The 25,526-nt window shown below is 72.1% G+C and carries 32 protein-coding genes; 19 read left to right on the top strand and 13 right to left on the bottom strand.

Annotated features, from left to right (window positions below):
• Positions 1-8: 8 nt before the first annotated feature.
• The gene (locus ASC82_RS25235) at positions 9-857 is read right to left on the bottom strand and encodes a response regulator transcription factor (RefSeq protein ID WP_024756294.1); all 849 of its coding nucleotides are present in this window, start codon (positions 855-857) and stop codon (positions 9-11) included.
• A gap of 321 nt (positions 858-1,178) precedes the next feature.
• Here ASC82_RS25235 and ASC82_RS25230 point away from each other — a divergent pair, with 321 nt between their 5' ends.
• The 7 genes from ASC82_RS25230 (at position 1,179) to ASC82_RS25200 (ending at position 6,246) form a co-directional block, all read left to right on the top strand.
• Positions 1,179-1,958: an alpha/beta fold hydrolase gene (locus tag ASC82_RS25230; RefSeq protein ID WP_242427766.1), complete on the top strand. Its 780-nt coding sequence runs from the start codon at positions 1,179-1,181 to the stop codon at positions 1,956-1,958.
• Positions 1,959-2,003: 45 nt separating this feature from the next.
• A complete protein-coding gene (locus ASC82_RS25225) occupies positions 2,004-2,258 on the top strand; it encodes a MoaD/ThiS family protein (protein ID WP_024756296.1) in 255 nt (84 codons plus the stop codon).
• A 10-nt stretch (positions 2,259-2,268) separates the two neighbouring features.
• Positions 2,269-3,411, top strand: a complete 1,143-nt coding sequence (locus tag ASC82_RS25220; RefSeq protein ID WP_056652286.1) for a hypothetical protein — start codon at positions 2,269-2,271, stop codon at positions 3,409-3,411.
• A gap of 116 nt (positions 3,412-3,527) precedes the next feature.
• Complete coding sequence (locus tag ASC82_RS25215; RefSeq protein WP_056652281.1) at positions 3,528-4,214, top strand: DUF2993 domain-containing protein; 687 nt, start codon at positions 3,528-3,530, stop codon at positions 4,212-4,214.
• Between the two features lie 437 nt (positions 4,215-4,651).
• The gene (locus tag ASC82_RS25210; RefSeq protein WP_056652280.1) at positions 4,652-5,497 is read left to right on the top strand and encodes a sulfurtransferase; all 846 of its coding nucleotides are present in this window, start codon (positions 4,652-4,654) and stop codon (positions 5,495-5,497) included.
• Positions 5,498-5,550: 53 nt separating this feature from the next.
• Positions 5,551-5,838: a DUF1416 domain-containing protein gene (locus tag ASC82_RS25205; protein ID WP_017242395.1), complete on the top strand. Its 288-nt coding sequence runs from the start codon at positions 5,551-5,553 to the stop codon at positions 5,836-5,838.
• A gap of 147 nt (positions 5,839-5,985) precedes the next feature.
• Positions 5,986-6,246, top strand: a complete 261-nt coding sequence (locus tag ASC82_RS25200) for a DUF3099 domain-containing protein (protein ID WP_024756300.1) — start codon at positions 5,986-5,988, stop codon at positions 6,244-6,246.
• 94 nt (positions 6,247-6,340) lie between these two features.
• Here the strand turns inward: ASC82_RS25200 and ASC82_RS25195 are convergent, their stop codons facing one another.
• Positions 6,341-6,703 carry a DsrE family protein gene (locus ASC82_RS25195; protein WP_024756301.1) on the bottom strand — a complete coding sequence of 121 codons (363 nt, stop codon included), beginning with the start codon at positions 6,701-6,703 and terminating at the stop codon, positions 6,341-6,343.
• Between the two features lie 189 nt (positions 6,704-6,892).
• Between ASC82_RS25195 and ASC82_RS25190 the strand changes: the two genes are divergently transcribed.
• The 6 genes from ASC82_RS25190 to ASC82_RS25165 all read left to right on the top strand — a co-directional run bounded on the left by ASC82_RS25190 (position 6,893) and on the right by ASC82_RS25165 (position 11,716).
• Positions 6,893-7,630 (top strand): hypothetical protein, encoded by a 738-nt coding sequence (locus tag ASC82_RS25190; RefSeq protein WP_107105958.1) that lies wholly within the window; start codon positions 6,893-6,895, stop codon positions 7,628-7,630.
• A gap of 17 nt (positions 7,631-7,647) precedes the next feature.
• Positions 7,648-8,496 (top strand): hypothetical protein, encoded by an 849-nt coding sequence (locus tag ASC82_RS25185; protein WP_242427765.1) that lies wholly within the window; start codon positions 7,648-7,650, stop codon positions 8,494-8,496.
• Complete coding sequence (locus ASC82_RS25180) at positions 8,493-9,452, top strand: hypothetical protein (RefSeq protein ID WP_079039456.1); 960 nt, start codon at positions 8,493-8,495, stop codon at positions 9,450-9,452. The genes ASC82_RS25185 and ASC82_RS25180 overlap by 4 nt, the downstream gene beginning before the upstream one ends.
• Before the next feature lie 235 nt (positions 9,453-9,687).
• Entirely contained in the window at positions 9,688-10,260 is a 573-nt protein-coding gene (locus ASC82_RS25175; RefSeq protein WP_056652277.1) for an FABP family protein, read from the top strand.
• Positions 10,261-10,302: 42 nt separating this feature from the next.
• Complete coding sequence (locus tag ASC82_RS25170) at positions 10,303-10,740, top strand: transcriptional repressor (RefSeq protein ID WP_056652273.1); 438 nt, start codon at positions 10,303-10,305, stop codon at positions 10,738-10,740.
• A 10-nt stretch (positions 10,741-10,750) separates the two neighbouring features.
• Positions 10,751-11,716 (top strand): glycine cleavage T C-terminal barrel domain-containing protein, encoded by a 966-nt coding sequence (locus tag ASC82_RS25165; RefSeq protein WP_056652270.1) that lies wholly within the window; start codon positions 10,751-10,753, stop codon positions 11,714-11,716.
• A gap of 14 nt (positions 11,717-11,730) precedes the next feature.
• Here the strand turns inward: ASC82_RS25165 and dtd are convergent, their stop codons facing one another.
• The gene (dtd, locus tag ASC82_RS25160) at positions 11,731-12,156 is read right to left on the bottom strand and encodes a D-aminoacyl-tRNA deacylase (RefSeq protein ID WP_056652268.1); all 426 of its coding nucleotides are present in this window, start codon (positions 12,154-12,156) and stop codon (positions 11,731-11,733) included.
• Between the two features lie 417 nt (positions 12,157-12,573).
• Between dtd and ASC82_RS25155 the strand changes: the two genes are divergently transcribed.
• Positions 12,574-13,050 carry an ABC transporter substrate-binding protein gene (locus ASC82_RS25155; RefSeq protein WP_242427777.1) on the top strand — a complete coding sequence of 159 codons (477 nt, stop codon included), beginning with the start codon at positions 12,574-12,576 and terminating at the stop codon, positions 13,048-13,050.
• A 108-nt stretch (positions 13,051-13,158) separates the two neighbouring features.
• The gene (locus ASC82_RS25150) at positions 13,159-14,403 is read left to right on the top strand and encodes a GNAT family N-acetyltransferase (protein WP_056652265.1); all 1,245 of its coding nucleotides are present in this window, start codon (positions 13,159-13,161) and stop codon (positions 14,401-14,403) included.
• Positions 14,404-14,405: 2 nt separating this feature from the next.
• Here the strand turns inward: ASC82_RS25150 and ASC82_RS25145 are convergent, their stop codons facing one another.
• The 4 genes from ASC82_RS25145 to ASC82_RS25130 all read right to left on the bottom strand — a co-directional run bounded on the left by ASC82_RS25145 (position 14,406) and on the right by ASC82_RS25130 (position 17,669).
• Entirely contained in the window at positions 14,406-14,621 is a 216-nt protein-coding gene (locus ASC82_RS25145; RefSeq protein ID WP_056652262.1) for a hypothetical protein, read from the bottom strand.
• Positions 14,587-15,597, bottom strand: a complete 1,011-nt coding sequence (locus ASC82_RS25140; RefSeq protein WP_056652259.1) for a WYL domain-containing protein — start codon at positions 15,595-15,597, stop codon at positions 14,587-14,589. The genes ASC82_RS25145 and ASC82_RS25140 overlap by 35 nt, the downstream gene beginning before the upstream one ends.
• A gap of 10 nt (positions 15,598-15,607) precedes the next feature.
• The gene (locus ASC82_RS25135; RefSeq protein ID WP_056652256.1) at positions 15,608-17,083 is read right to left on the bottom strand and encodes an MFS transporter; all 1,476 of its coding nucleotides are present in this window, start codon (positions 17,081-17,083) and stop codon (positions 15,608-15,610) included.
• Positions 17,084-17,183: 100 nt separating this feature from the next.
• Positions 17,184-17,669, bottom strand: coding sequence for a MarR family winged helix-turn-helix transcriptional regulator (locus ASC82_RS25130; protein ID WP_056652253.1), 486 nt, complete (start codon positions 17,667-17,669; stop codon positions 17,184-17,186).
• A 99-nt stretch (positions 17,670-17,768) separates the two neighbouring features.
• Here ASC82_RS25130 and ASC82_RS25125 point away from each other — a divergent pair, with 99 nt between their 5' ends.
• Positions 17,769-18,272, top strand: coding sequence for a hypothetical protein (locus tag ASC82_RS25125; protein WP_056652250.1), 504 nt, complete (start codon positions 17,769-17,771; stop codon positions 18,270-18,272).
• A gap of 7 nt (positions 18,273-18,279) precedes the next feature.
• Here the strand turns inward: ASC82_RS25125 and ASC82_RS25120 are convergent, their stop codons facing one another.
• From ASC82_RS25120 to ASC82_RS25110, 3 genes are all read right to left on the bottom strand, one after another.
• Positions 18,280-18,744: a DinB family protein gene (locus ASC82_RS25120; RefSeq protein WP_242427776.1), complete on the bottom strand. Its 465-nt coding sequence runs from the start codon at positions 18,742-18,744 to the stop codon at positions 18,280-18,282.
• A 250-nt stretch (positions 18,745-18,994) separates the two neighbouring features.
• The gene (locus ASC82_RS25115; RefSeq protein WP_056652246.1) at positions 18,995-19,411 is read right to left on the bottom strand and encodes a VOC family protein; all 417 of its coding nucleotides are present in this window, start codon (positions 19,409-19,411) and stop codon (positions 18,995-18,997) included.
• A 146-nt stretch (positions 19,412-19,557) separates the two neighbouring features.
• A complete protein-coding gene (locus ASC82_RS25110; RefSeq protein ID WP_056652553.1) occupies positions 19,558-19,953 on the bottom strand; it encodes a helix-turn-helix transcriptional regulator in 396 nt (131 codons plus the stop codon).
• An 87-nt stretch (positions 19,954-20,040) separates the two neighbouring features.
• Here ASC82_RS25110 and ASC82_RS25105 point away from each other — a divergent pair, with 87 nt between their 5' ends.
• The 3 genes from ASC82_RS25105 to ASC82_RS25095 all read left to right on the top strand — a co-directional run bounded on the left by ASC82_RS25105 (position 20,041) and on the right by ASC82_RS25095 (position 21,561).
• Positions 20,041-20,481, top strand: a complete 441-nt coding sequence (locus tag ASC82_RS25105) for a helix-turn-helix transcriptional regulator (protein WP_056652243.1) — start codon at positions 20,041-20,043, stop codon at positions 20,479-20,481.
• A 31-nt stretch (positions 20,482-20,512) separates the two neighbouring features.
• The gene (locus tag ASC82_RS25100) at positions 20,513-21,112 is read left to right on the top strand and encodes a hypothetical protein (RefSeq protein ID WP_056652241.1); all 600 of its coding nucleotides are present in this window, start codon (positions 20,513-20,515) and stop codon (positions 21,110-21,112) included.
• A 104-nt stretch (positions 21,113-21,216) separates the two neighbouring features.
• Positions 21,217-21,561 (top strand): DUF2516 family protein, encoded by a 345-nt coding sequence (locus tag ASC82_RS25095; protein WP_024756322.1) that lies wholly within the window; start codon positions 21,217-21,219, stop codon positions 21,559-21,561.
• A gap of 40 nt (positions 21,562-21,601) precedes the next feature.
• Here the strand turns inward: ASC82_RS25095 and ASC82_RS25090 are convergent, their stop codons facing one another.
• The 3 genes from ASC82_RS25090 to ASC82_RS25080 form a co-directional block, all read right to left on the bottom strand.
• Entirely contained in the window at positions 21,602-22,843 is a 1,242-nt protein-coding gene (locus ASC82_RS25090; protein WP_056652239.1) for a PP2C family protein-serine/threonine phosphatase, read from the bottom strand.
• 495 nt (positions 22,844-23,338) lie between these two features.
• A complete protein-coding gene (locus ASC82_RS25085) occupies positions 23,339-24,388 on the bottom strand; it encodes a C40 family peptidase (RefSeq protein WP_056652235.1) in 1,050 nt (349 codons plus the stop codon).
• 297 nt (positions 24,389-24,685) lie between these two features.
• On the bottom strand, positions 24,686-25,480 hold the full coding sequence (locus tag ASC82_RS25080) for a hypothetical protein (RefSeq protein WP_056652233.1): 795 nt from the start codon (positions 25,478-25,480) through the stop codon (positions 24,686-24,688).
• Positions 25,481-25,526 lie beyond the last annotated feature (46 nt).

Below are 25,526 nucleotides of genomic sequence, written 5' to 3'. Positions count from 1 at the left end.
GGGGTGACCTACCTACCGGCAGGTCGCACTGTGGCGTCCACCACGTTCCTGTCCTCCGCCGGGGTGACTTCCCGGTCCGCCTCCTTGACACGGGCGGTGCGGGCGGCTTCCTCCGAACGGGGGTCCGTCCGGGTGTCCTTCGCCCTCGCCTCGTTCGCCCGGGCCTCCTCGGCGGCGCGCTCGACCTTCTCCGGGGTGACGAAGCGGTAGCCGACGTTGCGCACGGTGCCGATCAGCGACTCGTGCTCGGGGCCCAGCTTCGCCCGCAGCCGCCGGACGTGGACGTCGACCGTACGGGTGCCGCCGAAGTAGTCGTACCCCCACACCTCCTGGAGGAGCTGGGCACGCGTGAAGACCCGGCCCGGATGCTGGGCCAGGTACTTGAGGAGCTCGAACTCCTTGAAGGTCAGGTCCAGGACCCGGCCCTTGAGCTTCGCGCTGTACGTCGCCTCGTCGACCGACAGGTCGCCGTTGCGGATCTCCATCGGGGAGTCGTCCGAGACGATCTGCTGGCGGCCCATCGCGAGCCGCAGCCGCGCCTCGACCTCGGCCGGTCCGGCGGTGTCCAGGAGGACGTCGTCGATGCCCCAGTCGGCGGTGACGGCCGCGAGGCCGCCCTCCGTGACGACGAGGATCAGCGGACAGCCGGGCCCCGTGGAGCGCAGCAGCTGACAGAGCGAGCGGACCTGCGGGAGGTCGCGCCGGCCGTCGACGAGGATCACGTCCGCGCCGGGGGTGTCCACGAGGGCCGGGCCCTCGGCCGGAGCCACCCGGACGTTGTGCAGCAGCAGGCCGAGTGCGGGCAGCACCTCGGTCGACGGCTGGAGGGCGTTGGTCAGGAGCAGCAGAGAGCTCATACCGCGCCACCTGCCATCGGTCGGTCGTGCTTCGTTCGCTCGCTCATCACGCGGTTCCTCCTCGGTCCCTGCGAGGACGTGCACTGCTTCGTACAGATCACTTGTCGGTGATCGCTGATCACCGACGGCTCTCGCGCCCTGAGAGCTTTTGTTCACCTATCCGTAACAACGGTCGGAAAACGCAAAAGGACCCGGGGGCTGCGTCGCCCGGATCCTCTGCCCAGCAGAATAGCCCACATGAGTTCAGAGGGAGAGAGCCGATTTCATATGGTGGATGTCTCGTCGCTCACTTCCGTCCATCCGCGTGATCCGCGGCGTGTGATGTTGCGTACGGATGACGGTGTCCGTATCGAGGCGGTTTACGAACCCTCCGGTGCAAGTGTCACCGAAACGGCGGTCACCGGTACGGCGGTCACCGGTACGGCCCTCGCCGGCACGGCCGTGGTCGTCGCCCACGGCTTCAGCGGATCCGCCGACCGGCCCGCCGTCCGCCGCGCCGCCCGCGCCTTCGCGGAGCGCGGCGCCGCCGTCGTGACCTTCTCCTTCCGCGGGCACGGCGGCTCCGGCGGCCTCTCCACGGTCGGCGACCGGGAGGTCCTCGACCTGTCCGCCGCCGTCCGCTGGGCCCGCGAGCTCGGCCACGCGCGCGTGGCGACGGTCGGCTTCTCCATGGGCGGGTCCGTCGTCCTGCGCCACGCGGCCCTGGAGCGCGACACGGACGGACGCGTGGACGCGGTGGCCGCCGTCTCCGCCCCCGCACGCTGGTACTACCGGGGTACGGCCCCGATGCGCCGCCTCCACTGGCTCGTCACCCGCCCCACGGGCCGGCTGGTCGGCCGGTACGGGCTCCACACCCGCATCGACGGGCGGACCTGGGACCCCGTACCCCTCTCGCCCGTGGAAGCGGTCCCGCTGATCGCGCCGGTCCCGCTGCTGATCGTGCACGGCGACCGGGACGCGTACTTCCCGCTCGACCACCCGCGGATGCTGGCCGGGGCGGGCGACGCCGAACTGTGGCTGGAGCCGGGGATGGGCCACGCCGAGAACGCGGCGGGCGACGAGCTGCTCGTCCGGCTGGGGGACTGGCTCACGCGCCGATAGCCCATCATGGGGGGCGGCGCGCACACGAACGAAGGGAGCGCCGCTATGGCAGCGGGAACCATCCGCTACTGGGCCGCGGCCAAGGCCGCCGCCGGTGTCGCCGAGGAGCCGTACACCGCCGAGACCCTGGCGGAGGCCCTGGACGCGGCCCGCGAGAAGCACCCGGGCGAGCTCGTCCGGGTCCTCCAGCGGTGCTCGTTCCTGATCGACGGGGACCCCGTCGGCACCCGGAGCCATGAGACCGTACGGCTTGCCGAGGGCGGCACGGTCGAGGTGCTCCCCCCGTTCGCAGGAGGGTGAACCCCACAGCATGAGCAACGACCCGCAGTACGACCCGTACGCGAACGGGCAGCAGGGACCCGACGTCACGCAGACGTGGGAGGGCCAGACCTGGGACACCCAGTTCCAGCCCGTGGTCCAGCAGCAGCCGCCCGTGACGTACGAGGCGCCCTACCAGGATCCGTACGCGCAGCCCGCGTACGAGCCCTCCTACGACAACACCGCGTATTCGCCGCCGCAGGGCGCCGTGGCGTACGAGCAGCACCAGCACCAGCAGCAGCCGTACGCGGCTGCTCCGGCGGCTCCCGTGGGGTACGACACGCCCGTACCGGCGTACGTACCGGAGCCCATGGCCGAGGCCGCGCACGCCGCCCCCGCCGCGGGCTACTCCTCGCCGACCACCTCCGGGAACACCCGGATCACCGACGCCCAGCGCGCGCGTGCCGAAGGCCGCTCGCCCGTGATCGAGCCCGGCCTCCAGCCGGCGGCCCTGACCGCCGTCCTCGGCCTGCTGCTCGCCGGCGGCGCTGCCGTCGGCCCGTACGGGCTGCTCGTCCCGCTCGTCCTGCTCCAGGGCCTCACCGCCGCCGGCTGGTTCCGGCTCAACGGCATGTGGCCCGCCCGGCAGGGCATCGCCCTCGCCTTCGCCGGCGGCCTCGTCGCCGACGCCGCCCTGCTCGCCACCGGCCGGGAGCACGCGGCCGCCGCGATCCTCGGCACGCTCGGCGCCTGGGTCCTGCTCTGCCTCGTCCTCCAGCTCCGCAGCCACGCCGACCCGGACGAGCGCATGTACGGCCTGATGGCCGGCGTCGCCTCGGCCGCGCTCACGGTCGTCGCCGCCGGGCACCTCGGTGCCGCCCCCGACGCGGTCGTCGTCGGCGGGATCGCCGTCGCCGCGACCGTCGTCGCCCGGGCGCTCCCGCTGCCCGGCCCGGTCTCCCTGATCGTCGCGCTCCTCGCGGGCGCGGGCGCCGGGATCGCGGCCGGCGGCCTGAACGACCTGGGCGGCTCCGGTGCGCTGATCGGCCTCGCGGCCGGGGTCTGCGCGCTGGTCGGCCTGCGGGTGGCCAGCTACGACTACCCGTCGCGCTTCGTCCACATGACCGCGGGCGTCGCGCTGCCGCTGACGGCCGCCGCGCCCGCCGTCTACCTGCTGGGCCGCGCCCTGGCCTGAGCCGGGCCGGGAACGGCAGGGGAACCAACCGGCCCCTCGACACGTCGATCTTCGTGTCGGGGGGCCGAATACTTGTCCGGACGCATTCTTTTGTCTATCGGGGGGACGCACAGCCCATGCGAGCACTGCGGATTCTGTTGATCCTGGCCGTCGTCCTGGGCGGGGTGCTCGTCGGGATCGACCGGCTCGCCGTGGCGTACGCCGAGTCGGAGGCGGCGAGCCGGGTGAAGCTCTCGGGGACGGGCAGCGACTCGATCGACGTCGACATCAAGGGCTTCCCGTTCCTCACGCAGGTCGCCGACAAGCGGTTCGACGAGGTCGACGTGGTGGCGAAGGGCGTCAAGGCGACGGCGGGCAGCAAGCAGATCACCATCGCCGAGCTGACGGCCGCGCTCCGGGACGTGACCGTCACCGGGGACTGGGCGGGCGCGCGGGCGGGCTCGGCCTCCGGCACCGCCCTCATCTCGTACGCGGACCTCACCGCCGCCTCCGACCGCGAGGCCACCGTCGCCTACGGGGGCGACGGGAAGGTGAAGGTCACCGGCGGGGTCGAGATCATGGGCCGCAAGCTGACCCGCTCGGTCCTGTCCACCGTGACCGTCGTGAACGGCGACACCATCAAGGTCCGGGCGGACGAGGTGCCGGGCGAGGGCATTCCCGGTGTGGAGGACCTGATCCGCAAGCGGACCGACTTCGAGCGGCCGATCGGGCTGATCGCCGGCATGAAGGTGGAGAAGGTCGAGGCCAGGCCGGACGGCCTCGCCGTCGCGGTGACGGGCAAGGACATCGCCCTGACGGGCTGAAAGCCCCCTTTACGGCGCCCTTGGTCACATGCTGAGACGGCGCCGTCCGATCCGTAGAAAGCGAACCGGACACCTCGGTGCGGAGGCGTCCGGAGGCGACCCGTGCGGTGATCGCGTCTCGCATCTCGGACGATCGCGTCTCAAAATACGACACACCGGTGACACGGCCGCCTGTCCGTCCCTACGATCGAGGGCATGAAGCGACAGGCGGATCTCACGAAGCGGCGGGCAGTAGACCTGTGCCGCGTCGCCGCCATGCTCTGTCGCTCAGTCTGAGCGGGAGCACCGACTCCCGTATTCCTTCAGGCCCTTCGACCGCGGTCGGGGCCGACCTGTGCAGCCGTACGCACGTCGTACGCCACGCGACGACGCGTACCGGATCACAAACCCGCACCAACCGCACCACACCGCCGCACACTGCCCCGGAGGAGAACAGCATGGCTCGCAGCGACGTCCTGGTCGACGCGGACTGGGTCGAGGCCAACCTCGACAACCCGCAGGTCGCCATCGTCGAGGTCGACGAGGACACCTCGGCCTACGAGAAGAACCACATCCGCAACGCCATCCGGATCGACTGGACCCAGGACCTTCAGGACCCGGTCCGCCGCGACTTCATCGACCAGGAGGGCTTCGAGAAGCTCCTCTCGGCCAAGGGCATCGCGAACGACACCACGGTCGTCCTCTACGGCGGCAACAACAACTGGTTCGCCTCCTACGCCTACTGGTACTTCAAGCTCTACGGCCACCAGGACGTGAAGCTCCTCGACGGCGGCCGCAAGAAGTGGGAGCTCGACTCCCGCGACCTGGTCGACGGCTCCGCCGTGCCGGCCCGCCCGGCCACCGAGTACAAGGCCCAGGCCCAGGACTCCTCGATCCGCGCCTTCCGCGACGACGTCGTGGCCGCGATCGGCGCCCAGAACCTGGTCGACGTCCGCTCGCCCGACGAGTTCTCCGGCAAGCTGCTCGCCCCGGCGCACCTCCCGCAGGAGCAGTCGCAGCGCCCCGGCCACGTGCCGAGCGCCCGCAACATCCCGTGGTCGAAGAACGCCAACGACGACGGCACCTTCAAGTCGGACGCCGAGCTCAAGGCCCTCTACGAGGACGAGCAGGTCGACCTGGCGAAGGACACCATCGCGTACTGCCGCATCGGTGAGCGCTCCGCGCTCACGTGGTTCGTCCTGCACGAGCTGCTGGAGGTCACGAACGTCAAGAACTACGACGGTTCGTGGACCGAGTACGGCTCCCTCGTCGGCGTGCCGATCGAGCTCGGCGCCAACAAGTAAGCCCTCCGGACCTCCCCCTTCTCCGGACCCCTCGACCGTAAGGACAGAACACCATGTGTGGAGCGCAGCCCGGCGGCCCCGACGCCTCGACGATCAAGCCCGGTGAGACCACCATCCAGGGCTTCGTGACCAAGGACGGCGAGCCCGTCACCGGTTACGTCCGCCTCCTGGACTCGACCGGCGAGTTCACGGCCGAGGTCCCGACCTCCGCCACCGGACAGTTCCGTTTCTACGCGGCCGAGGGCACCTGGACCGTCCGCGCCCTGGTCCCCGGCGGCACCGCCGACCGCCAGGTCGTGGCGCAGAAGGGTGGCCTCGCGGAGGTCGCCATCGCGGTCTGATCCGCGACGCGGTCGACCGACCGCGACACCGAACGGCCGGAGGGCCGTGCCTCCTGGGGGGTTGGACGCCATTTCCAGGACTTGAGGCACGGCCCTTCGGCTTGTTCCGTCCGCGCCGGGCGGCCCGCCCGGACGTACGCTGAAGGGGTGTACGCACGCCGTCGCCACGTCTACTTCTGGCTGATGGGCGCCTGCCTGGTCCTCTTCGTGGGCGCCTGGGCCGTCGTGCGGCTCTTCTCCATGCCGGTGGCCATCGGGATGTGCGTCGTCGCCATGGTCATCCCCCCGGTCGCCGCGATGGTCGCGAACCGGCGGGGCCCGGAGGATCGCTGGTGGGACGACCCCTCGGGGGACCCGAAGTCGGACGAGTGGTGGGACGAACTCGACGGCAAGAAGCGGCACCGCTAGGACGCCGCCGCTAGGGCGTTGCGGCTGGTGCGCCGCCGTCAGGGCGCTGCGGCTGGTACGCCACCGCCAGTACGCCCCCGCCAGTGCTCCGCCGCTAGTAGACGAGGGCCTGCGTCTCGTCGGCCATGGCCTCCTGGACGAAGACCTGTGCGCCCGCGATGCGGATGCCGTCCAGGACGTCCTTCTCCGTGATCTCGCGGCGGGTCGCACATTGCGTGCACAGCGTCACGCGGCCGGCCGCCAGGACCGAGTCGATCAGGTCCGGCAGGGGCGCGGCGTGCGGCAGCTCGAACTCGGCGGCGCGGCCCGGGAGGGCGAACCACGAGGACTCGCCGGTCAGCCAGAGCGACACCTCGACGCCGCTGGCGACGGCGACGGCGGCCACCGTGAAGGCCTGCGAGCAGCGTTCGGGGGCGTCGGCCCCTGCGGTCACCTTGATCACGAGCTTCTTCGCCATATGCCGAACTGTAATGCGCGGGGCTGCAACCCCCTGCGTCCCCCACGTGTCAGCAGGGTGCGCGGTGATCGGAATCCGCGCTTCAGGTCTCGTGGGGGGACTCTTGAGAAACGAAGAAAGTATCCAAATCCGGATACGGCACCGCCGCCGGTGCCGGAGACGGTGCCGGAAACCGCACCTCCGGTCGCATTGCCGGACGCACGACCGCGCCGCCGCGCGCTCCGTACCGTCGGGCTGATCGCCGTCGCCGCCGTCCTCGGCCTCGTCGGCGGCACGGCGGTCGGATACGGCGTCCAGTCACAGCGCGAACCGACGCCTCTCCCGCCGCTGAACCAGCCGGCTCTCGCCTATCCCAAGCCTCTCCCGAAGGGCAAGGCGCCGGATCCGCTCCCCGCCTCGGAGGACCATCAGGCCAAGGCGCAGGGCGACCTGCGGAAGCTGTTGGTCCCGAAGCCCGCGGGCGCGAAGAAGGACGAGTTCGGAGACCGCGACGGCTGGATGTCGGTTCGCGAGTACGCCTCCGACTTCGAGCGGGCCGGGGAGGCGTTGAGCTACCAGCTGGATCTGGGCATCCGGCGCGTCGCGGTCACGTCCTGGAAGACGGGCGAGAACCGGCTGAGCCAGGTCCGCCTGATCCAGTACCGCCCCGGTGACGAACTCGGCGCGCAGGACCACGTCGAGGACCAGCAGGGCTACATGACCGAAGAGGAGTACGCGGAGGGCGAGGGCGAGGCCCTCAAGGGCTCCGGCGACGGCCGCTACTACGTCTTCCCCGTGCGGCGGGAGGCCGGGTACCTCGACTTCTACGAGGCCAGGGCCTACTTCCACCGCGGCGACATCGCGGTCGAGATCTTCATCTTCGACTCGAAGAAGATCGCGGAGAAGGACATCCGTTCGCTGGCCGAGCGACAGTTGGGGCGCCTGTGACTGAGGACCGGAACGACGTGAACGTACCCATCGAACCCATAGAACCCATAGAACCCACGCAGCTCGGTGACGCCGCCGCCGAGGGCCCGCGGCAGCCGAAGCGTGGCGTGCGCCGCACCCTGCTCGGGGTCGTCCTGCCCGCCGTGCTGGTCCTCGGCGCGGCGGGCGGCGGCGTGACGTACACCGCCGTCACCGTCTCCTCCGCCGACCGCACCGCGCCGACGGAGGTGTGGGGCCCGGCGGGGACGACCGCGAACGACACGGACCCGGCCGCCGAGTCCGCCGCGCGCGGCAAGGCGGACACGCCGCTGAGCAAGCTGCTGCTGCCCGTGCCGCCCGGGTACGAGCTCGGCCCCGACCACGAGCTGTTCGGAAACGACGGCGAGCTGAGCGAGGCGGAGGCCGTCGCGCAGATGAAGCGGGAGGGCGAAGGCCTCTCCGGCAAGAAGCGGCGCGCGTACGAGAAGGACGTCGACCGGCTCGGCATCCAGGGCATCGCGGTCCGCTCCTTCACGGACCTGACCGACGCCGCCGTCCTCTCCGTCCAGATCACGCGGATGAAGGACAAGAGGCGGATCAAGGACAGCTTCAGGCTCCGCAAGGAGGTCCTGGAGGTCCTGGAGTTCCCGAAGGGTCCCAAGGTGAAGGACCACCGGAACGCCGCCTGCTACCTCATGCCCGAAGACAAGTCGCTGAAGAAGAAGGAACGGGAGGAGCAGCTCGACGGCATGGTCTGCGTCGCCTACGACTCCGAGGTCATGGTCTCGGTCACGGCGGCGGGCGCCAGGCCGTTCGACCGGGCGGCCGTGGCGGACCTGCTCAAGCAGCAGCTCGACCACATCGAGTCCCCGGGGGAGTACGTATGACCGAGCAGACCCAGACCCAGAGCGAGCTCCGGACCGAGCCACAGAGCGAGCCGTCGGTCGAGCCGCGGACCGAGGCCCAGGCCGAAGCCCAGGCCGAGCCCCTGATCCCCGCGCCGTCCGCGCCTCAGGCCGAAGCCGTACCCGTACCCGTACCCGTACCCGCACCCGCGCCCGATCCCGCACCCGCGCCCGCGCCGAAGAAGTCCCGGCGGCCGCTGCTCGCGGCCATCGCCCGCTGGACCGCCGCCGTTCTCGTGTGCGGCGGCGTCGGTGCCGGTACGGCCCTGGGGCTGACGTCCATGGAGCGCACCGAGGTGCCCGGTCTCGCGACCGAGTCCGACGGCCGCTGGACCTACCCCGAGATCGCCCTGCCGGCGCTGCCCGAGGGCGTCCTGCGCCCGTACTCCGACGGCAACGACGGGGAGGTCCACCACGCCGACCTCCGCAAGCTCGTGCTGCCCGCCCCGGAGGGCGCCACGGTCGACCCCCGCCTGAACGGCGGCTGGATCGGCCTCGACACCTACCTCGCGCACTTCCACGCCGACGACCGGGTCGCGGTGAAGGAGGCCCTGGCCGACTCCGCCCTGCGGCACATCGCCGCCCGCGGCTGGACGACGCCGGACGGCACGACCACCCGGGTGTACCTGATGCGGTTCACGTCGGTCGCGTTCGCGGAGGCGTTCAAGGACGACGTCCTGGACACGGGCGTACGTGGCAGCAGGCTCCCGGCCGGCGTCGACGGCGAGATGGCGGACACCGTCCTGAAGGACGTCCGGGTGCCCTTCCTCTCCCTGTACGCCTTCGACGAGCGGAAGCCGTACGGGCCCGAGCAGACCCGGTGGGCGTACATCCAGGCGGGCGACACCCTCGGGCTGGTCACCCAGACCCGTAAGGGCGAGGCGCTCGTCGTGCCCTTCCAGCAGACCGTCGCCCTCCAGGCGCAGCTCCTCGGCTGATCGCCACCGTGTGTCGCTAGACCCACCTCACAGAGTGGGCCGGGCCCCCGCCCACTAAGCTGGGGTCCGGCCCGTTCCGCCTTCACCGCTCAGTCGAGGAGCACCCCGTGATCATTTTCTTCGAAACTCTGCTGGTCCTCGTGGCTGTCGGCGTGCTCGCCTTCACCGGACTGGCCGTGAAGAAGCTGTACCAGGGCCAGCGCTAACCCACCTCTAGAGAACGCCAGAGCTGCTCATGATCGAGATCCCGTCCGACCTCAATCCGGACCTCGTCCCCCTCGCGTTCCTGCTCGGTACGTGGGAGGGCGCGGGTGTCTCCGACTTCCCCGGCGCCGAGAAGTGCAACTTCGGCCAGTCCGTGACCTTCAGCCACGACGGCCGGGACTTCATCGAGTACCACTCGCACTCCTGGGTCCTCGACAAGGACGGCAACAAGGTCCGTCCGCTGGAGAGCGAGAGCGGCTTCTGGCGCATCGACAAGGACCGCAAGGTCGAGGTCGTCATGGTCCGCGACGAGGGCATCGTCGAGATCTGGTACGGCGAGCTCGCCGACCAGAAGCCGCAGATCGACCTCGCGACGGACGCCGTCGCCCGGACGGCGGCCTCGGGCCCGTACAGCGGCGGCAAGCGCCTCTACGGCTACGTCAAGAGCGACCTCATGTGGGTCGGCGAGAAGGCGACCCCCGAGGTCCCGCTCCGCCCCTACATGTCCGCGCACCTGAAGAAGGTCGTGACGCCCGAAGAGGTCGCGGAGATGGCCCGCAACCTCGGCGACCTGCCGGACGACGGCATCGCCTTCTTCCGCTAGACACCTGGGGGTGGCGCACCGCGCCCTCCTACACTGGAGGGCGTGGTGACCACCGACTGGAAGAGCGACCTGCGGCAGCGCGGCTACCGGCTGACGCCGCAGCGCCAGCTTGTCCTGGAGGCCGTCGACGCGCTGGAGCACGCGACGCCCGACGAGATCCTGGTCGAGGTCCGCAGGACCGCGTCCGGGGTGAACATCTCCACCGTGTACCGGACCCTGGAGCTCCTGGAGGAGCTCGGGCTCGTGAGCCACGCGCACCTGGGGCACGGGGCTCCGACGTACCACCTCGCCGACCGGCACCACCATCTGCACCTGGTGTGCCGGGACTGCACGGAGGTGATCGAGGCGGACGTCTCGGTGGCCGCCGAGTTCACCGGGAAGCTCCGCGAGACCTTCGGTTTCGAGACGGACATGAAGCACTTCGCCATCTTCGGGCGGTGTGCGGAGTGCACCAGGAAGGCCACGGACGCCGAGTCGTAGGCTTTCCCTTATGAAGAGCCCTCTGCTGTCCCTGCCCGGCGCCGTCGCCGCCGAAGGCCGCGACGAAGGCGTCGCCGCCCACTACGGCGACCTGTTCCGCGAGCAGCGCTCCCTCGCCGACGGCTCCGGTTTCGTCGACCTCTCCCACCGCGGTGTCGTCGCCGTCTCCGGTGACGACCGGCTGAGCTGGCTGCACCTGCTCGTCACCCAGCACATGACCGACCTGCCGCCCGGCCAGGCGACCGAGGCGCTCATCCTCTCCGCGAACGGGCACATCGAGCACGCCCTCTACCTCGTCGACGACGGCGAGACGCTGTGGGCGCACGTCGAGCCGGGGACGCGGGAGGAGCTCGTCGCGTACCTGGAGTCGATGAAGTTCTTCTACCGGGTGGAGGTCGCCGACCGTACGGACGACATCGCGGTCGTCCACCTCCCGGCCGGCTCCATCGCCGAGGTCCCCGAAGGCGCCGTCGTACGGGAGACCTCGCACGGCCGCGACCTGTTCCTGCCCCGCGCCGACCTGGAGTCCTTCGCCGCCTCGCACGGTCCGGCCGCCGGGATCCTCGCGTACGAGGCGCTGCGCGTCGAGGCGCACCGGCCGCGGCTCGGCTTCGAGACCGACCACCGGACCATTCCGCACGAGGTCGGCCTCATCGGCAGCGCCGTCCACCTCCAGAAGGGCTGCTACCGGGGGCAGGAGACCGTCGCCCGCGTGCAGAACCTGGGGAAGCCGCCGCGCCGCCTGGTCTTCCTGCACCTGGACGGCAGCGAGGTGCTGCTGCCCGGGCACGGTGCGCCGATCCGGCTGGCCGCCGACGGCGAGGAGGGCCGGCAGCTCGGCTTCGTGACGAGCGCCGTCCGCCACTACGAGCTGGGGCCGATCGCCCTGGCCCTGGTGAAGCGGAACGTCCCGGTGGACGCCCCGCTGCTCGTCGGGAACACGGCGGCCGCGCAGGAGACGGTCGTCGAGCCGTAGGGCCTGACCGCCGACTACACGTCCAGCAGGACCGTGAACGGGCCGTGGTTCGTGAGCGAGACGCGCATGTCCGCTCCGAAGCGGCCCGTTTCCACGCGCGCGCCCAGGCCCCGCAGCTGAGCGACGACCTCGTCGACGAGGGGCTCGGCGACCGGGCCCGGCGCGGCGGCGTTCCAGGTGGGGCGGCGGCCCTTGCGGGCGTCTCCGTAGAGGGTGAACTGAGAGATCACGAGGAGCGGCGCGTTCACGTCGGAGCATGACTTCTCGCCGTCCAGTACCCGGACGGACCAGAGCTTTCTGGCCAATTGGGCGGCCTTCTCCGGGGTGTCGTCGTGGGTCACCCCGACCAGGACGCACAGCCCCTCGCCGACGATCTCTCCGACGGTCTCCCCTGCGACGACGACGCTCGCGCCGTCCACTCTCTGCACCACAGCTCGCATGTGTCCCAACGTACCGGCCGGGAATCGCGGGGGGCCGAACGGGTGCAGAGCGCCTGCACGTGCACGGGTGGGAGTGGCACGATGCCTGTCAGGCGGTGCGGTTCCGCACCGGTCGAGGGGACGATTCTCATGAGTGCACCTGGCACCGGGCCGACGCCGTCCGGCCCCGTACCGCTGTTCCGCGCCGGAAGTGCGGGGGGAGGTGGGGGACGAAGCGTGAGCGGAAGCGTGAGTGGGAGCTTGGGCGGAAGCGTGAGTGGGAGCTTGGGCGGAAGCGTGAGCGGAAGCTTGGGCGGAGGCGTGAGCGGGAGTCTGGGCGGAGGCGTGAGCGGAAGCGTGAGCGCAGGTCTGGGTGGCAGCCCGATCGGCCGTCCGCCCGTGCAGCGCACCGGCGAGTCCGCCCTGGCGGACCGGGCCATGCCGGACCTCGGCACGCTGCGGCTGCCCGAGCTGCGCGCGCTGCGCCGGGAGGCCCAGAGCGACGAGGCCGACCTGAGCTACGTACGGCGGATGCTCCAGGGCCGGATCGACATCCTGCGCGCCGAACTCGCGCGGCGGACCGACCCGGAGGCCCCGGTCCTCGACCGGCTCTCCGAGATCCTCGCCGACGCGCCCTCGCGGCACCGGACCTCGGCGCGGCACGTGACGCTGTCGACGCCGCGCGGCGAGGAGTACCGGCGGCTGGCGTCCGAGATGCTGTCGGAGGTCGAGCTGTCGGACCTGACGGCCCGTACGGACGAGGAGCTGCACACGGCGATGGGGCGGCTCGCGGGCTACGAGCAGCAGATCTCGCGCCGGCGGCAGCACCTCCAGCGGACCGCCGACGACTGCAGCGGGGAGATCGCCCGCCGCTACCGGGAGGGCGAGGCACAGGTCGACGACCTGCTGGCGTGAGGTCCGAAGGTCTGCGGGAGTACGGGCGTGAGGGCTCGGGCCAGTGAGGGGCCCGGGCGCCGGGAAATCCGGATGCGGGTCCGGCGCGGCGCTGCGTAGGGTCGAGGGATGAGTGTCGACGTGCGCGCGGTGACGGAACCCGACTTCTCCGACTGGCTCCGTGCCCTGCAGACGGGCTTCCTCCGCCCGCCCCACGTCCCCGACGGGCTGCTCGCCGACCGGCTCGCGAACTCGGACCTCACGCGGACCCTGGCCGCCTACGACCGGGACCGGATCGTCGCCACCTTCCGGTCGTTCCGGCAGGAGGTCAGCACGGTCGGCGGGGGCAGCCTCACCGCCGACGCCGTCACCCAGGTCACCGTCTCCCCGACGCACCGCCGGCAGGGCCTCCTGAGTCGCATGATGAGCGCCGACCTCGCCGCCGCGAAGGAGCGGGGCGACGCGATCGCCACGCTGATCGCCGCCGAGTACCCGATCTACGGGCGGTACGGCTTCGGCCCCGCGAGCTGGGCCACCGAGTGGAGCGTGGACGTGGCGCGGGCCGGGCTCGACCCGCGCCGCACCGGCCGTCCGGAGGACGGCGGCCGGATCGAGCTGACCGACGGCGACGAGATCCGCAAGATCGGGCCCGCGCTGCACCGCCGGCTCGCCGGGGTCCGTGCCGGGGTCACCGACCGCACCACCCGCGGCTGGGAGCTCGGCACCGGTCTCGGGTACCAGCTCGACCCGTGGAAGGAGCCCTTCTACGCGGTCTACCGCTCCGCGTCCGGTGAGGTGGAGGGCTTCGTCGCCTACTCCGCCGACGACAAGTGGGACGACGCCAAGCAGCCGGTGAACACGGCGTCCGTGCGGGACCTGATCGCCGTCACCCCTGCCGCCGAGCGGGCCCTCTGGCGGTACGTCTGCTCGATCGACTGGGTCACCACGGTCCGCTCCGGCTACCGGGCGCCCGACGACCCGCTGCCGCTGCTCCTGCCGGACCCGCGCGCGGCGAAGACGCTGACGCACGTCGACATGTTGTGGGTGCGGGTCCTCGACGTCGTCCGGGTCCTGGAGAGCCGGACGTATCCGGTGGAGGGGAGCCTCGTCCTCGACCTGCGGGACGCGGCCGGTCTGGCGGGCGGTCGCTACCGCCTCGACGCCTCCCCGGCGGGCGCGACCTGTGCCCGTACCACCGAGTCCGCCGATCTCGCCTTCGACATCGCCGAGTTGGGGACGCTGGCGTTCGGCGACGAGTCGGCGGTACGACTCACCCGCCTCGGCCGCGTCGAGGAGCTCACGCCGGGCGCGAGCACCCGCGCCGACCTGCTGTTCCGTACGCCGCTGCGGCCGTTCTCGCCCGACATCTTCTGACCTCAGCGGGTACGGAGGCGGAAGAGGAAGCCGGCGGCGGCGGGCCGGGAGAGGCCGGAGAGCCGGGCCGCCGTCCACAGGTTCCCGGCACCGGTCCGGGTCTCGTCGACGGCGGCGAACCGGCCGGTGAGGCTGATCGCTCGGCGGCCGAGGCGCGCGGGACGAACCGGTTGTACGTGGTGCTCACCCGGGCCGTCTCGCGGCCGGCGCTGGTGCACGCGGAGGGGCTTCCGGAGTGTCTGGGGGCGGTTGCCTCGTCCCGTACAGCGCGGTGAGTTCGGTGCCGATGCGGGCGAGTGCGGCGCGGGCCTCGGGTGGGTCGAGGAGCTCCACGCGGGCTCCCAGGCCCGCCAGTCGGGCGGCGACGACCTCGGGGGACGGGCCGTCGATCTCGATGGCCGCCCAGCCGTCGGGGCCGCGTTCCCCGTACCGTATCCGCCCTTCGAGGAGGCCTTCGAGGACGGTTTCCGTGCCGGGGGCCGCCCTGCCGCGGACCGTGGCGGCGACCATGCGGCCCTCCATGCGGGCGGCGAGCGCGCGCCAGGCGGTGGGGAGGTCGAAGCCCTCGGGGCGGACGGCGGGGGCGCCCGTCTCGGCCATGGAGGTGATCCGGCCGACCCGGAAGACCCGCAGGCCGTGCTCCGTGCCGGCGACGAGGTAGCGGACGCCGGTCTTCGTGGCGATCCCGAGCGGGTGGACGGTGCGCTCGCTCGGCTCCCGGCCGGGGCGGGCGTACCCGATCCTGAGCTCGCGCGCCTCGACCACGGCCCGCTGGAGCGCGGCCAGTCGGGGCTCCTCCGGGTCCGCGCCGCCTGCCCAGTCGGTGCCGTCGGCGACCCCGGCCCGGGAGGCGGCCTCGGCGTCCGCACGGAGGGGCGAGGGGAGGGCCCGTACGAGCTTGCGCAGGGTGGTACGGGTCTGGGGGCTCGGCGCCGAGGTGTCCATCAGGAGGAACAGGGCGCGGACTTCGGGTGCGGTGAGACCGGTCAGATCGGTGCGGGCGCCGCCGACCAGCGACCAGCCGCCGCCCACGCCCGCCTGGGAACGGACCGGGACCCCGGCGCTCGCGAGCGCTTCGAGGTCCCGGCGGGCGGTCCGTTCGGACACGTCCAGTTCCGCGGCGAGTTCGGCTGCGGTGACGCGTTGCCTGGTCTGGAGGAAGAGCAGGGCGGCGACGAGTCGGTCGGCTCTCATGGCGCCATTGTCACCGTGCGGCGGGTACGGGTTCGGGCTTCGCCGGGGCTTCCGGCTGCTTCCGGGTGGGGCGCGGGAGGGTGAAGGCGACGGCCAGGGCGGCGAGGACGAGCGCGGTGCCGACGGCGAAGGCCAGGTGGTATCCGCCGGTCAGGGCCTCGGCGGTGGGCCGGCCGGCCGCCGTGAGGGACTCGGTGCGGGAGGCGGCGAGGGTGGAGAGGACCGCGACGCCGAGGGCCATGCCGATCTGCTGGGTCGTGTTGAAGAGGCCGGAGGCCAGGCCCGCGTCCTTCTCCTCGGCACCCGACATGGCGAGCGAGGTGAGGGCGGGGAGCGCGAGGCCGAAGCCGGCGGCGAGCAGCATCACGGGGAGCAGGTCGGTGACGTAGTCGGCCCGGACGGGGAGGCGGGTCAGCAGGCCCAGGACGCCGACGAGCAGGAGGAGGCCGGTGAGGAGGATGTTCCGCTCGCCGAACCGGGCGATGAGGCGGGCCGAGACGCCGAGCGAGACGACGCCGATGACGGCGGCGGCGGGCAGCATCGCGAGGCCGGTCTCGGCGGCTCCGTAGCCGAGGACCTTCTGCAGGTAGAGGGCGACGAGGATCTGGAAGGAGAAGAGCGCGGCGACCATCAGCATCTGGACCAGGTTGGCGCCGGAGACGCTGCGCGAGCGGAGGATCCGCAGGGGCATGAGCGGGGTGACGGCCTTCGTCTGGCGGACGAGGAAGCCGGCCAGGAGGGCGGCGGCGAGGGCGCCGAAGCCGAGGGTGTGCGCCGAACCGGCCCCGTACTCCTCGATGGTGACGACGGCGTAGATCCCCGCCATCAGGCCGGAGGTCACGAGCAGCGCGCCGAGGACGTCCGCGCCGGCCTTCAGGCCGAGGCCGCGGTCGGCGGGCAGGGCGGGGAGGGCGAGGAGGAGGGCGCCGATGCCGATGGGGAGGTTGATGAAGAAGATCCAGTTCCAGGCGAGGGCGTCGGTGAGGACTCCGCCCAGGACCTGGCCGAGGGAGGCGCCGGCGGCGCCGGTGAAGCTGAACACGGCGATGGCCTTGGCGCGTTCGCGGGGTTCGGCGAAGAGCGTGACGAGGATGCCGAGGCCGACGGCGGCGGACATCGCGCTGCCGACGCCCTGGAGGAAGCGGGCGGCGATCAGGACCTCGGGGGAGGCGGCGGCGCCGGCGAGGAGGGAGGCGGCGGTGAAGAGGCCCGTGCCGAGGAGGAACATCCGCTTGCGCCCGATGAGGTCGCCGAGGCGGCCGGCGAGGAGCAGGAGCGAGCCGAAGGCGATGAGGTAGGCGTTCACGACCCAGCTGAGGCCGACGGGGGTGAAGCCGAGGTCGCTCTGGATGGCGGGCATCGCGACGGTGACGATGCTGCCGTCGAGGACCGTCATCAGCATGCTCGTGGCGAGGACGCCGAGGGCGAGCCGGCGGGAGGCACGGGGGCGGGAGGCGTGGGGGCTGGGGCGGGCGGGCGCAGACATGAGGGCTCTCTCCTGTTCGTGGAGGCAACAGGAGAGACATTAACAGATGGTTTTGTTGCAGACTATTTTTTACGGGAGGAGTTGGCGGGGCAGGGCGCCCTCAGCCGCGCTGCCGTGCCCGGCGGGCGGCCCTCGGGCCCTCGACGGGGGTCTCCAGATGGCCGGTGACCAGGCGGTTCAGCGCGCGCAGCAGGACCTCGCGCTCGTCGTCGGGAAGGGAGCCGAGGGCCTTCTCGTGGACGCCGTCGACGATCTTCTGGCTCTCCGCGGCGACCTTCGCCCCCTCCTTGGTGACGGCGATGATCCGCGCGCGCCGGTCGGTGCTCGACGGCTTCCGCTCGGCGAGACCGGCCTTCTCCAGGGCGTCGACGGTCACCACCATCGTGGTCTTGTCCATGTCCCCGATCTCGGCGAGCTGCGCCTGTGTGCGCTCCTCCTCCAGGGCGTGGACGAGGACGCAGTGCATGCGGGGGGTGAGCCCGATCTCGCCGAGCTCGGCGGTCATGCGGGTGCGCAGGACGTGGCTGGTGTGGTCGAGGAGGTAGGAGAGGTCGGGCTCGGTACGGGTGGGCGCCATGGCTGTCATGCCTGCCAGGGTAACGAGAAGTCGATCCGTCGCGGATCGTCTGGAAGTGAATGACTTCGGGGCGGAGCGGAGGCGTGCGGGGGCGGGCACGATGGGGGCATGGCAGGCCTTACGGGAGCGACCGGCGCAGCGTCACCCCTGCTCTTCCTGGACGTGGACGGGCCGCTGATCCCCTTCGGCGGCACGGGGGAAGAGGCGTACCCGACGTATCCGCCCGCGCCGCCCCCGTCCGTGAGTCCGCTCCTCGCGCGGCTCGACCCGGTGCACGGGGCGCGGCTCGCCGCGCTCCCGTACGAGCTGGTGTGGGCGACGACGTGGGGGGAGGACGCCAACGCCTGGGTCGCCCCGCGTCTCGGGCTGCCCGATCTGCCCGTCGTCCCCTGGCCGGACGGTCCCGAGGAGCCGGGCGTCCACTGGAAGGTGCCGGCGCTGGTGGAGTGGGCGGCGGGGCGGGCGTTCGCCTGGGTGGACGACGAGATCGGGGGCGCCGACCGGGTGTGGGTCGCCGCCCGGCACCCCGGCCGGGCGCTCCTCCACCGGGTGGATCCCCGGCGCGGGCTCGGCGACGCCGACTACGCGGCGCTCGCCGCCTGGGCGGGGTGAGCGCCGCTCACACGCCGGTGGCGCCGTCGATGCGCTCGCGCAGGAGGTCGGCGTGGCCGTTGTGGCGGGCGTACTCCTCGATCATGTGGATGAGGACCCAGCGCAGGGAGACGGTTCCGCGCCAGGCGTCGTGGGCCGAGATGTCGAGGTCGGGGGCCTCGGCCGTGAAGCGTTCGGCGAAGTCCACGGCCGCGTGCCAGGCGTCCCAGGCCGCGGTGACGGTCGCCGCGTCGGGAGTGGCGCCGTCGAAGTCCCCGTCCGGGTCGGCGGGGGAGGAGAAGAGCGGGGCGGCGTCGGCCTGGCCGGCGAGGATCTCGCGGAACCAGTGGCGCTCGACGTCGGCGAGGTGCCGGACCAGGCCGAGGAGCGAGAGCGTGGACGGTTCGACGGCGCGGCGGGCCAGGTCGTCCGTGATGCCCGCGCACTTCAGGACCAGGGTCGCGCGCTGGTCCGCCAGGAACCCGACGAGCATCTGCCGCTCGTCCCCGGTCGCGGGACGGGTGAAGCGGCGGGGCCCCGCGTGCGCCGCCTCCTCGAGGACGTCCGCGCGCCGCCGGGGGCCCGCCGCTTCCGGGGTCTGCGTCTCAACTGTCATGCCGAACCTCCCTGTTGACCTCCGGACATGCTGCCATGCGGGGGCGGGAGGGAGGTGGGCTAATCGGACGCGTACTCGTACTCGTACTCGTACTCGTACTCGTACTCGTACTCGTACGCGGACTCGGTCAGGCGGAGCGGGGCTGGGAGAACCGGAGCATGTTGCCCGCCGGGTCGCGGAAGGCGCAGTCGCGGACGCCGTACGGCTGGTCGACCGGCTCCTGAAGGACCTCGCCGCCCGCCGCCCGGATCTGCTCGAAAGTGGCGTCGACGTCGTCGGTGGAGAAGATCACGCCGCGCAGCATGCCCTTGGCGAGGAGTTCCGCCATGGCCTGGCGGTCGGCGGCCGAGGCGTTGGGGTCGGCGAGCGGCGGTTCGAGGACGATCTCCACGTCGGGCTGCGAGGGCGCACCGACGGTCACCCAGCGCATCCCCTCGAACCCGACGTCGTTGCGGACCTCGAGGCCGAGGGCGTCGCGGTAGAAGGTGAGCGCCTTGTCGTGGTCGTCGACGGCGATGAAGCATTGGGAGAGTGTGACGTTCATGGATTCGACGCTACGACGGGCACCCGGAATCCGCTTCTCCGATCGTGACCGCTTCGGCCACGCGGTGCAGTGGCCCTCCGTCGGCCCTCCGTCAGCCGGTCCCCGGCGTTCACCGGCCGTCCTCCGCCGGCCGTCCTCCGCCGTCCTCACCCGTTTCTGGCCGGGCGCGTGAGCACCTTCGCCACGCACGCCGGGATCACGGCACCCGCCTCGTTGCGCCGGGCCCGGTAGGCGCTCGGCGTCTCGCCCACCAGCTCCGTGAAGCGCGAGCTGAACGACCCGAGCGAGGTGCAGCCGACCGCGAAGCAGACCTCGGTCACACTCAGATCGCCCCGCCGCAGCAAGGCCTTCGCCCGCTCGACGCGCCGGGTCATCAGGTAGTTGTACGGAGTCTCGCCGTACGCGGCACGGAAGCTGCGCGAGAAGTGCCCGGCCGACATGAGCGCGACCCTGGCCAGCGCGGGTACGTCGAGCGGCAGCGCGTAATCGCGGTCCATCACGTCCCGCGCGCGCCGCAGCCGCACCAGATCCTCCAGCCTCACCCTGCCCAGCATGGCACGGCCCACCGACGGCGACACTCTTGCAAGCGCCTGCTTGCAATAGTTAGCAAAGGCTGGCATGGTCGGGGCATGGCATCGCTCAACGTCGGCAATCTCGGTGAGTACCTCCGCGAACAGCGGCGGACCGCGCAGTTGTCCCTGCGGCAGCTCGCCGAGGCGGCCGGCGTGTCGAATCCGTATCTGAGCCAGATCGAGCGGGGGCTGCGGAAGCCCAGCGCGGAGGTGCTCCAGCAGGTCGCCAAGGCGCTGCGGATCTCCGCCGAGACGCTCTACGTGCGGGCCGGGATCCTCGACGAGAAGGAGCGGGAGGAGCTGGAGACGCGCGCCGTCGTCCTCGCCGATCCCTCGATCAACGAGCGGCAGAAGCAGGTGCTGCTCCAGATCTACGACTCGTTCCGCAAGGAGAACGCCGCCGAGGCGGCCGCCGCTTCCGCCGCCGCATCCGCTTCCGCCGCCGCTGCGGCGAACGGCGGCGACGGGGCCGATGCCCCGGCCGCCGACACCCTCTAGTACGTACGCCACACCCGGGAGGACCACCAGCATGGCCATCATCGACGAACTGCGTACCCCTCTCTTCTTCGCCGCCGGCACCGCCGACCTCGCCGTACGGCAGGCCCGGAAGGTTCCCGGCCTGATCGAGCAGATCGCCGCCGAGGCGCCCGCCCGTATCGAGGCCGTGCGGAAGACCGACCCGAAGGCCGTACAGGAGAAGGTGACCGCGCAGGCCAAGGAGGCCCAGGTCACCGTGCAGTCGAAGTTCGCCGAGGTCGTCGGCGGTCTCGACACGGACCTCAAGAAGCTCGGCGAGACCGCTCAGGACCTCGCCCTCCGTGGCGTCGGCGTGGCCGCCGAGTACGCGGTGAAGGCGCGCGAGAAGTACGAGGAGGTCGCCGCCCACGGTGAGGAGGCCGTCAAGGCCTGGCGTGGCGAGGCCGCCGAGCAGATCACCGAGATCGCCGTCGTCGTCGAGCCGGAGGCGGAGTCCGGGTCGGAGGCGGAGGCGGTGTCCGGGCCCGTGTCCGAGCCGGTGGCGGAGACCTCGGACGAGAGCCCGGTGGCCGACGCCGGCGAGGCGCCCGCCAAGAAGCCCGCCGCCCGCAAGGCTTCCGCCAAGAAGGCGACCGCTGCCGCGACGGAGTAGCGGGCCGGGGACGGGTCGGGCACCAATACGGGTACCCGATGCGTTGTAACGGGTACCTTGACCGCGAGGCGCTTTCTCCACATCACCACTAGGCGGTGCTCAGCATGTTGCGCGCGGGATTCGACTCCCTTCTCACCCTGGTGACCTTCCTGATCTTCACCGGCTTCGCCGTCGCCGCGCTCGTCTTCGCCGCCATGGCGCGCGAGGACGCCTACCGCGCCGCCGAGAAGCAGACGAAGAAGTTCTGGCTGATCATCCTGGGCATCAACATCGCCCTGAACCTGCTGGTGCCGATGCTGTTCCTGCAGATCGCCGGGCTGATCGCCGCCATCGTCTTCATGGTGGACGTGCGCCCCGCGCTCGCGCAGGTGTCCGGCGGAGGCCGGGGCCGCCGGGGCGGCGGCTCCAGTAGCGACGGACCGTACGGCCCCTACAACGGCGGCCGGTAGCGGAAACCGTACGGAGAGACAGTGACGGCAGGGCCTGGGGTCATCCCCGGGCCCTGTCCCGTTCCAGCGCCAGGACGGCGACGTCGTCCGTCAGCTCGCCGCCGTTCAGCGCCCGTACCTCCGTCACCGCCGCCTCCAGGAGCTCGTCGCCCCGCAGGCCCTCGGACAGCTGCCGGTTGATCATCTCGACCATCCCGTCCTGACCGAGCCGCGGCGAGCCGGGGCCGGCCGAGCGGCCCTCGATCAGTCCGTCCGTGTACATGAGCAGGCTCCACGCCCCGCCCAGCTCCACCTGGCGGCGCGGCCAGCGGGCGCGCGGCAGCAGGCCCAGGGCCGGGCCGCCGTCCTCGTACGGAAGCAGCCGGGCGACCCGTCCCTGCCGGGCGATCAGCGGTGACGGGTGGCCGGCGAGGCAGAGGCCCGCCCGGCGTCCGTCGGGCGCGATGTCGACGGTGCAGAGGGTCGCGAAGATCTCCTCGCTCTCCCGCTCGTGCTCCAGGACCTGCTGCATCGTCGAGAGCAGCTCGTCCCCGCACAGCCCCGCGAAGGTCAGCGCACGCCAGGCGATCCGCAGCTCGACCCCGAGGGCCGCCTCGTCGGGCCCGTGCCCGCAGACGTCGCCGATCATGGCGTGGACCGTGCCGTCGGGCGTACGGACCACGTCGTAGAAGTCGCCGCCGAGCAGCGCGCGCGAGCGGCCGGGCCGGTAGTGGGCCGCGAACCGCAGGTCGGAGCCCTCCAGGAGGGGCGTCGGGAGCAGTCCCCGCTCCAGGCGGGCGTTCTCCTGGGCCCGCAGCCGGGACTCCGCGAGCTTCACCTGGACGGCGTCGGCGCGCTTGCGTTCGACCGCGTACCGGATGGCGCGGCTGAGCAGCCGCCCGTCGAGCTCCTCGCGGAAGAGGTGGTCCTGGGCGCCGACCCGTACCGCCTCGGCCGCGAGCTCCGCGTCCGCCGAGGCCGCGAGGGCGAGGACGGCGTGGCGCGGGGCGAGGCGCAGGATGTGGCGGAGCGGGGCGAGCGGGTCGTCCCCCGCGGCCGCGCGGGGGCCGGGCAGGGAGAGGTCGACGAGGACGCAGTGGACGTCGTCGGTGAGGAGCCGCTCGGCCTCGGTGAGGTTGCGCGCGGTCCGGATGCGGACGCGGGTGCCGGCGGCGTCCGCCGCGTCGAGGAGTTCGGGTACGGCAAGGGCACCCGCCGGGTCGTCCTCGACGACCAGGAGGGTGAGATCGGTGCGATCGCGGTCGGTTCCTGTGCCTGTGCCAGTCATAACGGTGGCGTCCATAGCGGTGGCGTCGCCGGTTCCCGCGGCAGCAGAGACGATTCTCTGGCGGGGTACGGATACGGGCATCGGTCCGGAGCTTCCTTCCCTCCCCCCGAGGGTGCGCAGGGCGCCGGGTGGCGCCCCGCCCGTCCCGGACCCTAGCGGTAGGTCGGTGCGCAGCGGAATGGTGATCAGTCCGCGAGTGGCCTCCCCGGACTTGGCATATGCCGCGGAAGGGGAGGTAGTTGTCACCGGAAGGCCCGCGAGCGGCCGCGGGAGGGGCCGGGCGGCAATGAGAAAGGTCACGCCGGGCCGGGATGTCCGTCAGGTCGGACGGATGATTCCGGTCACAGGGTCGGGGTGCAATCCCGCCATGTAGGGGGCCGTGCGGGAGCCATGCAGGAGGTCGTGCAGGAGCCATGCAGGAGGTCGTGCAGGAGCCATGCAGGAGGTCGTGCAGGAGTCGTGCGGGGGGCCATGCAGGAGCCGTGCAGGGGCCCGCCACCCCGTCACCCACTACCCCGGGCGTACGACTCCCAGGATCTCCATCGAGCCCGCCCCTGCGATCGTCACGTTCCGGCCGGGGCGCGGCGCGTGCACGATCGCGCCCTTGCCGATGTACATCCCGATGTGGCTCGCGTCCTTGAAGTAGACGATCAGGTCGCCCGGCCGCATGTCCTTGATGTCCACGCGCGGCAGCAGCCGCCACTGCTCCTGCGAGGTGCGCGGGATCGGGAGCCCCGCCTTGCCCCAGGCGAGCTGGGTGAGGCCGGAGCAGTCGTACGAGTCCGGGCCCTCCGCTCCCCAGATGTACGGCTTGCCGACCTGCGCCGTCGCGAACTCGACCGCCTTCTTGCCCCGCGCGGTCGCCCCGGTCGTGAGGTCGCCGAGGATGCCCGTGTCGAGCCACGTCGTCTGGGCCCGGTACTGCGCCTGCTCCTCGAGGCGGCGCAGCCGCTCCCGCTCCTCCGCGGCGAGCGTGGACTCCAGCTTCTTGGCCGCGGCGATCTTGTCGTTGATCTCCTTCTTCGCCTGGGCCTGCTTGACCCGGTGGGCCTCCAGCTTGGTCCAGTTGTCGCCGGCGTCCTTCGCGTAGACGCCCAACTCGGCCTGGGCGCGGGTCATCTCGCCGAGGAGGTCCGTGGTGGCCTTCGCCCCGGCCTTGAGCCGGCCCGCGGTGTCGAGGAAGAGCTGCGGGTCGTCGGTGAGGACGAGCTGCGCGCCGTCCGGGAGTCCGCCGTTGCGGTACTGGGCGCGGGCGGCGGCGCCCGCCTTGGCCTTGAGGTCCTCGACCTTCTCGCGGCCCTCGACGATCATCCGGGCGAGCCGGACGATCTCGGCGGACTGCTCCTTGGTCTTCTCCTCGGCGAGGTTGTACGCGTCGGTGGCGACGGCGGCCTGCCGGTACAGGACGTCTATCTCCTTGCGCACCTCCTCCAGGCTCTTCTTCGGCGGGGGAGGCGGCAGGGGCGCGGCGGCGGCCTGAAGGGTCAAAGCCGGTGAGGCCAGCACCGCCAGGGCGCAGATCACGGTGATCGCGGCGGTGGTGTGGCGACGTCGGTTCACAAGCTCCCCCTCGTAAACGGCCCGCGTCTCTATCTGATTTACCGTCAGTAACTTAGCGGTGACCTTGGCGATAGTGCCATGCGAAACCGCAAAACAACAGGGGAAACCTGGGCCTGCCGGGCCGGTTCCCCTCAGGGGGACGAGCGATACGCGAGGGGCGTTCCCGACGTACGCGAAATTCAGCGGGAGTTGGGGAAAGCGGGGGAAGGGGGGAGGGCGGGGGCGCCGTCAGAGGAGCGACGGGGTCGGCGTCAGGGGCGAGGCGGGGCCGCCGTCAGGGGAGCGGTGGGGGCGCCGTCAGGGGCGTGGCGCCAGTGCCTCCCACCGCACCGTCACCTCGCCCTGCCGCCACCGCCGCGGACCGTCCGTCAGCGGCCAGTCCGCCGCCAGTTCGCGTACGGAACGGATCCAGCGCTGTCGCGCGCCCAGCGAGGCGTACGGGGAGGCCGCCGCCCACGCCCGGTCGAAGTCCCGCAGGAAGGCGTGCACCGGCTCGCCCGGGACGTTGCGGTGGATGAGGGCCTTCGGGAGCCGCTCCGCCAGGTCCGAGGGGCGCTCCAGCGAGCCGAGTCGGGTCGCGAAGGTCACCGTCCGCGGCCCGTCCGAGTCGAGGGCCACCCACACGTGCCGCCGCCCGATCTCGTCGCAGGTGCCCTCGACGAGCAGTCCGCCGGGCGCGAGCCGCCCGCACAGCCGGGCCCAGACGGCCGCGACCTGCTCCTCGTCGTACTGGCGGAGCACGTTCGCCGCGCGGATCAGGGCGACCGCGCCGGGCACCGGCACCTCGAAGCCGCCGTGCAGGAAGGCGAGGCCCTCGTGCTCGTACGGCTTCGCGGCCTCGACGCGGGCGGGCTCGATCTCGATGCCGTAGAGCCGGGTGCGGGGCTCGGCGGTCCGCAGCCGGGCGAGGAGCTCGACGGCGGTCCAGGGAGCGGCCCCGTAACCGAGGTCGACGGCGAGCGGCGGCTCGGGGGAGCGGCGCAGGGCGGGGCCGTGGACGGCGGCGATCCAGCGGTCCATGCGGCGCAGACGGTTGGGGTTGGTGGTCCCGCGGGTCGGTGTGCCGACGGGGCGGGTGGTGCGCGGGGCCATGACACGAGCGTACGGGGTGGGGTGCGGGGGACCGGTCGTGACCAGG

It is taken from the genome of Streptomyces sp. Root431 (assembly GCF_001426585.1).
Taxonomy (GTDB): Bacteria; Actinomycetota; Actinomycetes; order Streptomycetales; family Streptomycetaceae; genus Streptomyces; species Streptomyces stackebrandtii.
Note: the sequence above shows the minus strand (reverse complement) of the source record. Positions and strands in the feature narration are given on the sequence as shown.

Bases quoted from the DNA above. Each gene is read 5' to 3' on its own strand.
- ASC82_RS25235 (WP_024756294.1), bottom strand. From the start codon at position 857: ATGAGCTCTCTGCTGCTCCTGACCAACGCCCTCCAGCCGTCGACCGAG.
- ASC82_RS25230 (WP_242427766.1), top strand. From the start codon at position 1,179: ATGTTGCGTACGGATGACGGTGTCCGTATCGAGGCGGTTTACGAACCC.
- ASC82_RS25225 (WP_024756296.1), top strand. From the start codon at position 2,004: ATGGCAGCGGGAACCATCCGCTACTGGGCCGCGGCCAAGGCCGCCGCC.
- ASC82_RS25220 (WP_056652286.1), top strand. From the start codon at position 2,269: ATGAGCAACGACCCGCAGTACGACCCGTACGCGAACGGGCAGCAGGGA.
- ASC82_RS25215 (WP_056652281.1), top strand. From the start codon at position 3,528: ATGCGAGCACTGCGGATTCTGTTGATCCTGGCCGTCGTCCTGGGCGGG.
- ASC82_RS25210 (WP_056652280.1), top strand. From the start codon at position 4,652: ATGGCTCGCAGCGACGTCCTGGTCGACGCGGACTGGGTCGAGGCCAAC.
- ASC82_RS25205 (WP_017242395.1), top strand. From the start codon at position 5,551: ATGTGTGGAGCGCAGCCCGGCGGCCCCGACGCCTCGACGATCAAGCCC.
- ASC82_RS25195 (WP_024756301.1), bottom strand. From the start codon at position 6,703: ATGGCGAAGAAGCTCGTGATCAAGGTGACCGCAGGGGCCGACGCCCCC.
- ASC82_RS25180 (WP_079039456.1), top strand. From the start codon at position 8,493: ATGACCGAGCAGACCCAGACCCAGAGCGAGCTCCGGACCGAGCCACAG.
- ASC82_RS25175 (WP_056652277.1), top strand. From the start codon at position 9,688: ATGATCGAGATCCCGTCCGACCTCAATCCGGACCTCGTCCCCCTCGCG.
- ASC82_RS25165 (WP_056652270.1), top strand. From the start codon at position 10,751: ATGAAGAGCCCTCTGCTGTCCCTGCCCGGCGCCGTCGCCGCCGAAGGC.
- dtd (WP_056652268.1), bottom strand. From the start codon at position 12,156: ATGCGAGCTGTGGTGCAGAGAGTGGACGGCGCGAGCGTCGTCGTCGCA.
- ASC82_RS25155 (WP_242427777.1), top strand. From the start codon at position 12,574: ATGCCGGACCTCGGCACGCTGCGGCTGCCCGAGCTGCGCGCGCTGCGC.
- ASC82_RS25150 (WP_056652265.1), top strand. From the start codon at position 13,159: ATGAGTGTCGACGTGCGCGCGGTGACGGAACCCGACTTCTCCGACTGG.
- ASC82_RS25140 (WP_056652259.1), bottom strand. From the start codon at position 15,597: ATGAGAGCCGACCGACTCGTCGCCGCCCTGCTCTTCCTCCAGACCAGG.
- ASC82_RS25135 (WP_056652256.1), bottom strand. From the start codon at position 17,083: ATGTCTGCGCCCGCCCGCCCCAGCCCCCACGCCTCCCGCCCCCGTGCC.
- ASC82_RS25130 (WP_056652253.1), bottom strand. From the start codon at position 17,669: ATGACAGCCATGGCGCCCACCCGTACCGAGCCCGACCTCTCCTACCTC.
- ASC82_RS25125 (WP_056652250.1), top strand. From the start codon at position 17,769: ATGGCAGGCCTTACGGGAGCGACCGGCGCAGCGTCACCCCTGCTCTTC.
- ASC82_RS25120 (WP_242427776.1), bottom strand. From the start codon at position 18,744: ATGCTCGTCGGGTTCCTGGCGGACCAGCGCGCGACCCTGGTCCTGAAG.
- ASC82_RS25115 (WP_056652246.1), bottom strand. From the start codon at position 19,411: ATGAACGTCACACTCTCCCAATGCTTCATCGCCGTCGACGACCACGAC.
- ASC82_RS25105 (WP_056652243.1), top strand. From the start codon at position 20,041: ATGGCATCGCTCAACGTCGGCAATCTCGGTGAGTACCTCCGCGAACAG.
- ASC82_RS25100 (WP_056652241.1), top strand. From the start codon at position 20,513: ATGGCCATCATCGACGAACTGCGTACCCCTCTCTTCTTCGCCGCCGGC.
- ASC82_RS25095 (WP_024756322.1), top strand. From the start codon at position 21,217: ATGTTGCGCGCGGGATTCGACTCCCTTCTCACCCTGGTGACCTTCCTG.
- ASC82_RS25090 (WP_056652239.1), bottom strand. From the start codon at position 22,843: ATGGACGCCACCGTTATGACTGGCACAGGCACAGGAACCGACCGCGAT.
- ASC82_RS25080 (WP_056652233.1), bottom strand. From the start codon at position 25,480: ATGGCCCCGCGCACCACCCGCCCCGTCGGCACACCGACCCGCGGGACC.